The sequence below is a fragment of the Lysinibacillus sp. PWR01 genome, from assembly GCF_043359455.1.
In the GTDB taxonomy this organism is placed as follows: domain Bacteria; phylum Bacillota; class Bacilli; order Bacillales_A; family Planococcaceae; genus Lysinibacillus; species Lysinibacillus fusiformis_F.
The window spans coordinates 130,800-143,623 of sequence record NZ_JBHERJ010000088.1 but is presented as its reverse complement, the minus strand read 5'-3'; the positions used below and the strand labels follow the sequence as shown (position 1 = coordinate 143,623).

12 protein-coding genes are annotated in these 12,824 nt (G+C 35.0%); 10 read left to right on the top strand and 2 right to left on the bottom strand.

The window, feature by feature from the left end:
• Positions 1-462: 462 nt before the first annotated feature.
• A complete protein-coding gene (locus ACEVFT_RS20280) occupies positions 463-1,590 on the bottom strand; it encodes an acyltransferase (RefSeq protein WP_393951141.1) in 1,128 nt (375 codons plus the stop codon).
• A 292-nt stretch (positions 1,591-1,882) separates the two neighbouring features.
• The gene (locus ACEVFT_RS20275) at positions 1,883-2,875 is read right to left on the bottom strand and encodes an NADPH:quinone oxidoreductase family protein (protein WP_393951140.1); all 993 of its coding nucleotides are present in this window, start codon (positions 2,873-2,875) and stop codon (positions 1,883-1,885) included.
• Positions 2,876-3,001: 126 nt separating this feature from the next.
• On the opposite strand from ACEVFT_RS20275, the gene ACEVFT_RS20270 reads away from it, so the two are divergent.
• From ACEVFT_RS20270 to ACEVFT_RS20225, 10 genes are all read left to right on the top strand, one after another.
• Positions 3,002-3,589, top strand: coding sequence for a TetR/AcrR family transcriptional regulator (locus ACEVFT_RS20270; RefSeq protein ID WP_393951139.1), 588 nt, complete (start codon positions 3,002-3,004; stop codon positions 3,587-3,589).
• A gap of 374 nt (positions 3,590-3,963) precedes the next feature.
• The gene (gene rocF / locus ACEVFT_RS20265; protein ID WP_393951138.1) at positions 3,964-4,869 is read left to right on the top strand and encodes an arginase; all 906 of its coding nucleotides are present in this window, start codon (positions 3,964-3,966) and stop codon (positions 4,867-4,869) included.
• A gap of 268 nt (positions 4,870-5,137) precedes the next feature.
• Positions 5,138-6,565, top strand: a complete 1,428-nt coding sequence (locus ACEVFT_RS20260) for an amino acid permease (protein ID WP_342442954.1) — start codon at positions 5,138-5,140, stop codon at positions 6,563-6,565.
• 203 nt (positions 6,566-6,768) lie between these two features.
• Positions 6,769-7,566, top strand: a complete 798-nt coding sequence (locus ACEVFT_RS20255) for a DUF817 domain-containing protein (RefSeq protein WP_393951137.1) — start codon at positions 6,769-6,771, stop codon at positions 7,564-7,566.
• A gap of 228 nt (positions 7,567-7,794) precedes the next feature.
• Positions 7,795-8,373 (top strand): pyridoxamine 5'-phosphate oxidase family protein, encoded by a 579-nt coding sequence (locus tag ACEVFT_RS20250; RefSeq protein WP_393951136.1) that lies wholly within the window; start codon positions 7,795-7,797, stop codon positions 8,371-8,373.
• A 358-nt stretch (positions 8,374-8,731) separates the two neighbouring features.
• Positions 8,732-9,319 carry a DUF2247 family protein gene (locus ACEVFT_RS20245; protein WP_393951135.1) on the top strand — a complete coding sequence of 196 codons (588 nt, stop codon included), beginning with the start codon at positions 8,732-8,734 and terminating at the stop codon, positions 9,317-9,319.
• A 27-nt stretch (positions 9,320-9,346) separates the two neighbouring features.
• Positions 9,347-9,754, top strand: coding sequence for a hypothetical protein (locus ACEVFT_RS20240; RefSeq protein ID WP_393951134.1), 408 nt, complete (start codon positions 9,347-9,349; stop codon positions 9,752-9,754).
• Positions 9,755-9,844: 90 nt separating this feature from the next.
• A complete protein-coding gene (gene vanR / locus ACEVFT_RS20235; protein ID WP_393951133.1) occupies positions 9,845-10,585 on the top strand; it encodes a VanR-ABDEGLN family response regulator transcription factor in 741 nt (246 codons plus the stop codon).
• 22 nt (positions 10,586-10,607) lie between these two features.
• Positions 10,608-11,702 (top strand): sensor histidine kinase, encoded by a 1,095-nt coding sequence (locus ACEVFT_RS20230; RefSeq protein ID WP_393951144.1) that lies wholly within the window; start codon positions 10,608-10,610, stop codon positions 11,700-11,702.
• Positions 11,703-11,790: 88 nt separating this feature from the next.
• Positions 11,791-12,708: a D-alanyl-D-alanine carboxypeptidase family protein gene (locus ACEVFT_RS20225; RefSeq protein WP_393951132.1), complete on the top strand. Its 918-nt coding sequence runs from the start codon at positions 11,791-11,793 to the stop codon at positions 12,706-12,708.
• Positions 12,709-12,824: the final 116 nt, after the last annotated feature.

Here is a 12,824-nt window from a genome sequence, read left to right as displayed (position 1 = left end):
TGTATCCTTAGAGGGGATAAACTCTTATTTTCAATATGGAGAAGTGATGCGTAACAACACCTCTTCATAAAACCTTCACTTTATTTGAAAACCTTTGCTAAAAAGGTAACACTTTTGTGGGGTGGAGTGGAGGGCTACTTGACTCCCTTGGGATAGCGAGACAGGCATCTAAACGGAGCGGTAGCGGAGGAAGCGATTCGGTGCTCGTCCACAGGAAGGCAAGTAGCCTGCAACGGAAATTCATTTTCACTTTTTACAAAAATTCTATTGATTGTTTTTTTCAACTCTATGAAAGCCCTGTGAAAATTTCCACAGGGCTTTTTTAATTAGTTTCTTCTTATTTAATAATGTACCACAGAAGAAACACTCATATTTCAGTAATGGTAAGCACAAAAAAACAGGTTCTCAACTAAATACATAGCCAGTTGACTGAACCGACAACTGGCTGTACATATAGAATGCCTATTTGTAAGGAAATTTGCTCGGGATCGGTCCAAAGGCAATCCAATGATATTTAAAGAATCTGCCCATCAAAAGCACAATCATCCATGTGATGAATAGAGCAAAAATAAAGCCACCAATGCTCCATAGGTGATAGATTATACTATTACCACCAGTACTTATTTGTCTATAAAGGAAAAGGAAAAATGGATGCAATAGATAGATGCCAAATGATACTGTTCCTAGATTGATTAAGCCATTTACAAAAGCTTGGTTCCATTTATCATAGATCCAGAAAGAAAGCTGTAGTAAGACAATACAGGCTGTTACAGATTGTAGTTGAAAAACTAGCTCAAATATGGTGCTGTTCACTATATAGGTTTCTGATGAATAAACAAAGTAATATAAATACACATTATATATAGTAGAAATTAGCCATATACACCACACAAAAAGTATCGTGATAGGGAAATTTTCTTTTTTTAGTTGAAGCCATCCTTTGTATTTTTCAAAATAGATCCCTAAAAATGCTCCTGTCAAGAAGTAAAAGAGATAAGAGAAAGCGATACTCCCTCTATAGGGATACTGCCAAAACTTTGCGTTTAATAGAATAAAGACCCATTGAAGAACAAAGCCAATCCAAATTAAATGAGTAGATAGGGCTGGTTTTTTCTTTAAAATATACAGGAATAATGGGAACATAAGATAGAATTGAACAATAATAAAAATATAGTATAGATGCGTATACGCTTTGCCTAATAATAGTTTCTCTAGAAATTCGACACTAAATAGGGAACGCCATGTGTCTACTAAATCATGTGTCACATAAAATTGCATCGCTGCATAATAAAAGATAGAAAAAAAGAAATAAGGAATGAGTATTTGGGTCACTCTTTTTTTATAAAAATGAATGATAAGCTCCTTTGTTAAATCCTTCTGTATATAATTGTAAAATAAAACAAATCCACTTAAGAAAATAAAAACAGGTACAGCAAATTTAGGGAAAATATTAAAAAACACATAAAATGGATATAGTTTTGAGTCACTAGATAAAGCCGTTACAGGTGTACTAGTAGAATGGATGAGAAGGACAGCTAGAATGGCTAAAGCTCGTGTAATGTTTAATTCATTAATATGTGCTCGCTTCATACGATCATCTCCAGAATATTGATTATAGTATTGAATTCCCAGAACACTGCCTACATACTCTATTGGTATGCTTGTTCATGCTAATTTAGACAAACTTTGTTACCTAAATTTGTCTAAAGGGAACAGGTGGGGCGTTCATGAGTTACTATAAAGGACTTATATGTCAGGGAGATGTCAACAATAAAAAAAGCTACCACGCTCGCTATGCGTAGTAGCTTTATGTTGTTAATTTGACAACTTCTATAATTATTTTCTGGGAAATAGCATGGAGAAGGAAGCTGGATTAAACACCTTATAATGTAACAAGGATTCTTCCTCTTGCTTGTCCTTTTAGTAAAATAGGTAAAAACTCTGGAAGTTGTTGTAGTGTTACTTCTTGCTGAATGAAATCCTCAAGGTTTGTTGGTTTGAAATCAGTCGCTAAACGATGCCAAATGTTCAATCGAATGTCCATTGGGCAATAAACAGAATCAACTCCAAGTAAATTCACACCTCTTAAAATGAAGGGAAATACACTTGTAGGAAGCTGTGTGCCTGCTGTTAAACCACTACTTGCAACAGCCCCTCCATATTGAATTTGGCTTAATAAAGAGGCAAGTGGCTCTCCACCAACAGAATCGACAGCAGCAGCCCATTTTTGTTTCCCTAACGCTCTAATCTTTCCATCATAGACCTCTTCACGATTTATAATTGTAGTAGCCCCAAGTGAACGTAAATATTCATGTTCAGATTCTTTACCTGTGCTCGCTTCAACTTGATAACCTAGTGTTGAGAGGATAGATACAGCAAAGCTACCGACACCACCCGTTGCCCCTGTAACAAGAATTTTTCCCTTTTCAGGATGTATACCATTTTCCTCTAACTTTTGAACAGATAATGCAGCTGTAAATCCTGCAGTACCAATCACCATAGCTTCCTTGAGGGAAAGACCTTTTGGAAGTGGTACAATCCATTGAGCTGGAATACGGGCATATTCACTGAAACCACCAAAATGAGATACTCCTATTTCATAGCTAGTCGCAATGACCTCATCACCTGCTTTAAAGCGAGAATCTTCAGAGGAAACAACCGTTCCAGCTAAATCAATGCCAGGAACAAATGGATAAGACGTAACGATTTTACCATCTGGGATAGAGGCAAGACTATCTTTATAATTAATACCTGAATAACTAACTTTAATTAATACCTCACCTTTTGGTAGATCTTCTAAAGTCAACTCGTTCACTTTCACTGTAAATGCCTCATCTTTATTGACTACTAACGCATTAAAATTATCTACTGTCATCGTAAACGTCCCCCTACAATTTTATTCCATTAAACAGTATCAAAATTATTCTGACCGGTCAATATAAAATTGGATTATAGCGACTCTTCATGTATAATAACTTCTATCAAGTCATCGGAGGCTCCTATGAAAAAGAAAGAGGAAGAACGTAAAAAACAAATTATGAAAGCAGCCTTTAATGCTGTTTCACATTTAGGTTATGATAACGTTACACTACAAGACATTGCGGATCATGCTAACGTCTCAAAAGGGGTAGTTCACTACTATTTTACAAGCAAACAAAACATCTTATTAGAATTACTGGAATCCACTACGAGCAAAATCTACAGCTATGAAATACAAGAAATAGGCAAGCATCAAACGGCTATAGACAAGCTTCAAGCCTACTTAAATGCTGTTTTTGTATCCCCTCAAGAAAATAAAAAATTTTACAGAGTGTATTTAGATTTTTTAGCTCAGGCAAACAGCAATGAAGCGTACAAAAGAATTAACTTAAAATTTTATGAGAATTGCTGGGGAATTGGACTAGAAATTATTGAATTAGGAAAAAGTGAAGGGGTGTTTAGCCCAGACATTGATTCCTTAACCTCTGCAAAAATGATGAGGGCAATGATTGATGGTTCATTAATTCAATGGTTAACATGTGATATAGAAGAGCAACATCTATTTTATAAAGAAACCTGTTTGAATAGTATTGTGAGAATATTAAAATAGAGGATTGAAAAGTCTTATTACTATTGTAGTAGGGCTTTTTTTGCCGTAAAAAATAAGGAGAATTGAATGATTTTGGAAGTTTTTTATTATTATATTACATTTATAGATAATATTACCGTCAAAATTTTCGGAAAAAACTATAAAAAAAGAACAGTTTTAATATTTTGTTTAGGAATTTATGACAAAAATCCATATTAAAAAGGAAAAAAATGTTTTGTTATGCATTGAAATAGCGTTTATGCAATCGTTTATACAAGAATATATCTATGTTTTTAATAATTTAAACTGTATAAAAATTTAAAATAATGTCGAGTTGAGTCAATGTTCCATTTTCTTTATACTGTGAAAGTAATTATTGGAGAGGAGAAAATATCATGAATAAAGAAGTGACAATTATTGGGGTGACCATGGATTTAGGTCAAACAAGAAGAGGCGTAGACATGGGGCCAAGTGCTATCAGATATGCAGGAGTAACTGAACGACTTGAGGGCCTTGGTTATTCGATTTATGACGAAGGGGATTTAACGATTGACATCGTACATGAAGATAAAGAGACAGAAGGAAAGACAAACCTAAAAAATTTAAAAACTGTCACAGAAAGTAACGAGAAGCTAGGCCAAAAAGTGGATCATGAGATTTCTTTAAATCGTTTTCCTTTAGTATTAGGTGGAGATCATAGTATTGCTATTGGAACATTAGCGGGCGTTTCGAAGCATTATGAGAATTTAGGTGTCATTTGGTATGATGCACATGGCGATCTAAACACAGGTGAAACATCTCCTTCAGGAAATATCCATGGCATGTCTTTAGCTGTAAGCTTAGGCCTTGGTCATCCGGCACTGACGAATATCGGAGGCTATGCTCCAAAAGTAAAGCCTGAAAACGTCGTTATTATTGGTGCTCGTGACTTAGATCCAGGAGAAAAAAAGCTTATTAAGGAAATTGGTATTAAAGTATACACGATGCATGAAATTGATCGTTTAGGGATGACAACAGTGATGTCAGAAACGATTGCCTATTTAAAAGAGCGTACAGACGGTGTTCACTTATCATTAGATTTAGATGGACTTGATCCAAACGATGCACCAGGTGTAGGCACGCCCGTTGCAGGTGGGATTAGCTACCGTGAAAGTCATTTGGCGATGGAAATGCTGTCAGAAGCAAATATCATCACTTCGGCAGAATTTGTTGAGACAAACCCAGTATTAGATCAATACAATAAAACTGCTATTGCTGCGGTAGCTTTAATCAGCTCATTATTCGGCGATACATTACTTTAAGCAGTGGGGAGAGGTCAATTTTTATCTCATAAAGGAAGAACTTTTCTTAGAAATTAGGTCGCCACAACCAAATATAAGAAAGTAGCTCTCCCTACATTAAGTTTACAATACAATTTAGCTCATCAATAGCCTTTATTTTGTCAGAAAATTGACAGTTTATCAAATATATTAAATGGTTTACCTATTAATCATTCAAATTTTAAATAGTTATCTGTCGTGCACGAAAAAAAGAAAGTGCTTACAAGATAATGGATGTAAGGAGTTTTTTATGGCATCAGAACAATATGAATTAAAAAGAAGTATGAAAGCAAGACACTTATTTATGATTTCACTTGGAGGATGTATCGGAACTGGTTTCTTTTTGGGATCAGGCTACACGATTAACCAAGCTGGACCAACTGGTGCCATCCTAGCTTACTTAGTAGGCGGAGCAGTTATGTATTTAACGATGCTCTGTTTAGGTGAATTATCTGTTGCTATGCCAGTATCAGGCTCATTCCAAACGTACACGACGAAATTTATCGGTCCTGCTACTGGTTTTGCTGTTGGATGGCTGTATTGGCTAGGTTGGGCAGTAACGGTTGCTCTTGAGTTTTTAGGGGCTGGACAACTTATGCAAAGATGGTTTCCTGATTCGCCAGTATGGATGTGGTGTCTAATATTTGCTGCACTGCTCTTTGTATTGAATGGTTTATCAGCAAAAGCATTTGGTGAAGCAGAATTTGTCTTCTCCAGTATTAAAATTTTGGCAATCATTATGTTCCTTGCGGTTGGTGGAGCGGCTATGTTTGGGCTAATCGATATGAAAGATGGAACAAGTGCCCCATTCCTGTCTCATTTTTATGAGGGTGGACTATTTCCAAATGGCGTAACAGCACTGCTTATTACAATGATTACGGTGAATTTTTCATTCCAGGGTACAGAATTAATTGGTATTGCTGCTGGGGAGAGTGAAAATCCTGAAAAGACCATCCCTAAATCTATTAAACAAACAGTTTGGCGTACGTTATTCTTCTTTGTGTTTTCGATATTTGTACTTGCAGCGATGATTCCAATGGATAAAGCAGGGGTTGTTGAAAGTCCATTTGTTGTTGTATTAGATAGCATAGGGATTCCATATGCAGCGGATATTATGAATTTTGTTATCCTAACAGCTTTATTATCCGTTGCAAACTCAGGTCTTTATGCCGCAACACGTATGTTGTTTTCTCTTTCCGTCGAAAAAATGGCAAGCCCCGTTTTAGGGAAGGTTAATAAAAGAGGCATCCCAATGAATGCATTACTGATCACACTCGCAGTAGCTGGTTTGTCATTACTGTCAAGTGTATTTGCTGCTAATACAGTATTTGTGTGGCTTTTATCTCTAGCAGGCTTAGGAGCACAAATTGGTTGGATTGCGATTACGGCTTCTCAAATTGCATTTAGACGCTCCTACATACGTCAAGGAGGAAAAGTAGAGGATTTAAAATTCAAAGCACCATTGTATCCAGTGATCCCTATTTTAGGTTTATTAGCGAACTGTATCGTTATGGCAAGCTTGGCTTTTGATCCAGCTCAACGATTAGCACTCTACTGCGGTGGAGCATTCTTCATTGGTTGTTATATCGTTTATTATTTAAAAGTGAAAAAAGTGACGAACTTAGAAATAAACCAACAAGAAGTCCAATTAAAATTAAATCAAAAAATATATCTTTAAGTTCAAAGAGTAGCCGCTAATGTGGCTACTCTTTTCTTCGTTAGTAAAGAACAACAAAAGACGTATTTTACAAGGAATAGTTCCGATAGTAAGAGAAATAATTTATCGTTTTTCGATAAAAAAATATTGAAAAAGAATAATTTATCATTTATTCTTCATACAAGAAGAAATTAATTATAAACAAGTTAATTTGAGGTGGATTCATGTTGAAGAATTTTTTAAAAGACTTAGGAGCCTTTACGTATCATCAATCATTATCTTGTATTTTTCCTGTTGTGATATTTGCTACACTTGCACTCTCTAAAGCTATTCAAATACCTGGTGTAGGCAGATATGACTTTATTCTTGTTATCTGTCTATTGACGCAGTACTTGATGTATACATTTGGTTTAGAAACAAAGGATGAAATAAAAGTCATTTGTTTGTTTCACATTATTGGGCTTGTGCTCGAACTATACAAAGTGAATTTCAATTCATGGTCATATCCTGAAGAAGCGTGGACAAAAATAGGGGGTGTGCCTTTATATAGTGGATTTATGTATGCGAGTGTGGCAAGTTATATTTGCCAAGCCTGGCGTAGGTTTGATTTGAAAATTGTAAGTTGGCCAAAAAGTTATGTAGCTATTCCACTTGGAGCCGTTATCTACTTGAATTTTTTTACACATCATTTTATTTATGATTTTAGATGGCTGTTAATGGCACTTCTATTCATTGTGTTTTATCGTACAATTGTCAAATTTACAGTACGGAACAAAGTCTATAAAATGCCCATTGTTATATCGTTCTTTTTGATTGGCTTTTTCATTTGGATTGCTGAAAATATTGCAACGTTCTTTGGGGCATGGTCATATCCGAATCAAGAGGTATCTTGGTCGATTGTTCATTTTGGTAAAATCAGCTCATGGTTTTTACTTGTAGTCATTAGCATAATGATTGTTGCACAGCTTAAACTATTTTATCGTGATGTAGGTGAAAATTTGGAGAAGAAAGAGTTCATATAAATAGGTATAAAGGAAAAATTAAATATGACATTCTTTTGTTTAATGATATTTGCGAGAAACGATTAAGTATAACACCAAGAGAATTTGCAAAGTCTCTAAGAAATATAGTATGGGCTTCCGATAAACTAGTATTTTTAGCTTGTACCCATTCTCTTTCATCAAACTGTCCCTTTTTTAGAGTACATTCCTACTGTAGACTCCTCTTAGAAGAGAATAGGGGGAATGAAGATGGTAACAGATATTCGAATGGTGAATAGAGCTTGTATAGATGAAAAACAAATTAAGCAATTTTTAGAAGGCGCACAAACTGCATTTCTTGGTTTAGTGGATCAACATATGCCATATGTTATTCCACTAAATTATGTCTATAAAGACGGAATTTTTTATTTCCATGGTGCCAACGAAGGAAGAAAAATAGATATTCTAACAACCAATCAAAATGCATGTATGACAATAAGCGAAAATTATGGAACAATGGTAGACCCGGTTCCTGCTGAGACTGATACGGCTTATATGAGTGTAGTCGCAAATGGTTTGGTGGAAATTGTCACAGATTTAAACGAAGCTACTGCTGCTATGCAGGCAATGCTCGATAAATATGTACCAGATTATTATCATACACCTTTGTCAAAAAAGCATCTCGATAAATATCAATCATCTTTAGGTAGCAAGACACTTGTCCTGAAAGTGAAGCCAACCAGTATAACCGCGAAAGAACATAAATTAAATGAACAGATGCAATATTATTCAGGGAGAGAGGTCACACAGGATATGAATCGAAAATCTACTATGATTCCAACAAATTAATTATGGAACAACTGTAAGGCTTGGGATTTAACCTAAGCCTATTTTTGATGTAGTAATAGTTCTTCACCATTAATTATTTCCATAAAGTGCTACGAAAAATAGCTAGTTTAGCACAGTCATATTAGTGAGTGACTATCTATAATAGAAAATGTTTATGAATGTTGATATGCGGTGGTGCTGTATTATTTATGTATTGCACAAGTTATTACATAAATACAAAAAGTTATTGAGGAATTTATTAAAAAGAAGTACATTCAGGATGTGTTAATTTGAATGACGGATTATTTATACATATGGAAAGTAATTTATCTATCAAGTATGGCTAACTTGTTTGCATGAAAAGTGAAGGGGGAATTATTTGACTATCCATACTGATGATTTAGTTGAAAACTCTCTTTCCATTGTTATCCCTTTAACATTCATAATTGATAAAACGGATTTAACATGGGAAGAATTGTACTTTGGCGTTCAATGTGGTTTTATTCACCCAGAAGCGGCCATTCAAAAAGCGGAGAAATTAATCGCACAAGAAGTAGAAATATCAGCTTCGTTATTCGAACTAGCTAGCTTATTGAAGCATGAGGCATTTTTAGCTGTCCCTTATTTATCCAACTTAGCCGAACAAGAACCTATGCAAAGTATTACATTTATTCAAGAAAAGTGGCTATACCTTGTACTTAGCTGGTTATACGAACATCAGGAGGAACACAGGATACTAGAAGGCGAAGAACAACCTCCATTGGATAATGCTTTTCAACAAATGATGGTGATTTGGGATGACTTCAATAGTAATATGACTATTTTTGATTTCATATTTAAACAAGATACTACAGATCCGTTGTATTTTGAGATAGCTGAAGAACCTATTCCAGTTGATTTATCGAATTTGTATCAAGGATGGAAAAGATTTTTGAAAGAGCAAGAAAAACGTTTCAAGATTTGGTAAATATGAAAGTATCCTGAGGTAAATCACATGAATGAACTATTTCGTATAACACTTTTTTCAATAATTGGTACTATTGCATCTCTAAGTATAATAATCGTTTTTATTAAGAAGAAAAAAACACACAAAGATTTTCTATTAGTGGTTATGACTTTTAGTTTTTTCACCTTGTTGTGCTTATTTATTGGTATAACGGGACTAGTAGACATTATTAAAAATGGGCAAAACCCATCTGTCAATGGATTATGTACAATTGTAAGGATTGATAGCGTGGGTGGTAGGTTTAGCACAGATACATTTTATCAAGTTATAATAGATGACCTTACTATAGAGGCGGATGCTGAGGATTTTGCTTTTTTAAAAGAAGGAACGTATCAGTGTACCGTTCAATATGGTTTATTATCCCATCGTTTAATCAACATAAACTATCAAAAGTAGAGTTGGAAAGATGTTTTCCATCTCTACTTTTTTCATTAGCTTTCAAAGGTACTACCTTATTAATAGATATAGCCATATGTAAGTGCTATAATGCCTGTGAAAAATCATTGGAAAACATGTGAGGAGAAAGAGAGGGCAAGACAGTTGAATATTTTAGTTGTTGACGATGAAAAGGAAATTGCAGATTTAATCGAACTTTACTTAAAAAATGAAAACTATCATGTATTTAAATATTATACAGCTCAAGAGGCTTTGGCATGTATCGAGCAAGAAAATGTGGATTTAGCTGTTCTAGATATTATGATGCCAGATATAGATGGCTTTACCATTTTACGAAAAATCCGAGAAACATTGAATTTTCCAGTGATTATGCTTACGGCAAAGGAAGAAGAAATTGATAAAATAAATGGGTTTTCTTTAGGAGCAGATGATTATATAACAAAGCCATTTCGTCCATTGGAATTGGTTGCTCGTGTAAAGGCGCAACTACGAAGATTTACCTTGTACAACCAAGGCTCGAAGCAACATGAAGATATCATTGATTTTGCTGGCCTGGTGATTAACAAAAACACACGGCAAGTCTTTTTAAATGAAAGGCCTATATCCCTTACACCTACGGAATTCGCTATTCTTTGGTATTTATGTGCAAATCGAGGGACAGTTATTAGTTCAGAGCTACTATTCCAAGAAATCTGGGGGGAAAAGTACTTTAGTAGCAATAACACGGTAATGGTTCATATTCGACATTTACGGGGAAAAATGAAGGATTCTGCGGAGAACCCAAAATATATTAAAACGGTTTGGGGAGTGGGGTATACCATTGAAAAATGAGTTTGGCAAACTGAAAAGGAAAATGGTTGTACAAATTATTTCTATACTTGTCATCGCTATCATCATAGGCTTTTTTATTAATTTTGCATTTATTGATGGGGTCTTGCAAGCTCCCTTTGCAGATGCTTTTATTGCCTTTTGTGAAAATGTCTTGCAACTTGATTATTATGCTGCAAGTAGTGCCTATAATGTGTTATTTAGACAAAATAAACCGCTTTGGCTTGCGATAGGATTTATTCTATTATTGTTGATTATTTTTTATATCGCCTTGTCTCGTTTTACCCGTTATTTTCATCAAATTAGTTCAAGTATCACCATGCTTGCAGATGAGTCAGGGAAGGAAATTGAGCTCCCAGCTGAACTCGATTTTTTGGAGAAAAAATTAAATAATGTGAAATATAAATTAGAAAAGCGTACAAGGGATGCGCAAGAAGCTGAGCAACGAAAGAATGATTTAGTTGTCTATTTAGCGCATGATATTAAAACACCCTTAACATCCATTATTGGCTACTTAAGCCTTTTAGATGAGGCAAGGGATATGCCTGTAGAGCAGAAAGAAAAATATGTGACGGTTACATTAGAAAAATCCTATAGACTGGAACAATTAATCAATGAATTTTTTGAAATAACCAGATTTAATTTACAATCCATCATTTTAGAGAAAGATCTTATTCCTTTACATCATATGTTAATGCAAGTGGCTGACGAGTTTTATCCATTGCTGGCACCAAAGGGTCAACAAGCCATCGTCAAAATAGATGAAGATATTACTGTCTATGCAGACGGTAATAAATTAGCGAGGGTATTTAATAATATTTTAAAAAATGCAATTGCCTATAGTGATCCTAATAGTACAATTGAAATTAGTGTGCGAAACGAAAATAATCAGACATTAATTTCGTTTACGAATACAGGGAAGACGATCCCTCCTGAAAAATTAAAGATGATATTTGAGAAGTTTTACCGCTTAGATAGTGCAAGGTCTACCCAAACAGGAGGTGCTGGGCTTGGTTTAGCCATTTCTAATGAAATTGTACAGGCCCATGGCGGGACGATTACCGCAACTTCTAGTAATGATACAACCGTATTCACTGTGATGATTCCAATCAATTCTTAAGAAACCTTAAGAATTCACTAATAGTAAATTAAAAATAAGCTCCTTTTTTTATGGTTGAATAAAAGCATAAAGAGAAGGAGTTGTTTTTATGTTCAAAAGAAAAGGGATATGGAGTTTATTGTTCTTATTCATGATGATAGTTGTTTATTTACTATTGAAAGAATCGCCAATGACTTTACGTCAGGAAATAGATCATTCACCGAAAGTAGTTCAAACAGCCAGCCCGCATATGCTCGATTTTAATTTATACAGCTCGAATGCAATTTTAGTGAATTTGGATGAAAATCAAATTCTCTTAGATAAAAATAGTGAGGAAAGGATTTATCCTGCCTCTTTGACCAAAATGATGACGGTTCTAGTCTCGATTGAGCAGATCTCCAATTTACAAGAAGAAATCATTTTACCTAAGCATATCTTTCAGGATTTATTAGAGGAAAATGCTTCCGTAGCGGGCTTTCTCCCAAATGAAAAGCTGACATTAGAGGATTTATTGTATGGCTCCATGCTGCCATCAGGTGCAGAGGCGTCAATGGGTTTAGCTGAATATGTTGCTGGTTCAGAACAAAAGTTTGTGAGTCTGATGAACGAAAAGGCGCAGCAGTTAGGAATGAAAAATACTCATTTTGTGAATACAACTGGACTGCACCATCCAGATCATTATACAACCGTAAAGGATATGTCTTTACTTTTACAATATGCCTTAACAAACGATGAGTTTCGCAATGTTTATACAGCAGAAAGATACTCTATTCAGTCCACAAACCTTCATCCAGAAGGCATTACTTTTACAAGTCGCATGTTTCAACATATGACGTCAAGTGCATTGCCAGGAGGAGAAATTTTAGGTGGGAAAACTGGCTATACAGAAGATGCAGGCTTATGTTTAGCAAGCTTAGCTCTTATAAATGGACAAGAATATGTGTTCGTGACAGTAGGAGCTGACGGCAATCCTAGAACGGAGCAATATAATATCACAGATGCCATTTCGGTATATAGTCAATTATAAAGTGAAGATCATTATAAATCTGCTAGGCCTTCATAGTGTGTGATTGGAGGATATTTCATTTTCTAATCATACATTTTTTTGTTTTCTGATTGAGAAGAAGGCAAGTGATAGTTACA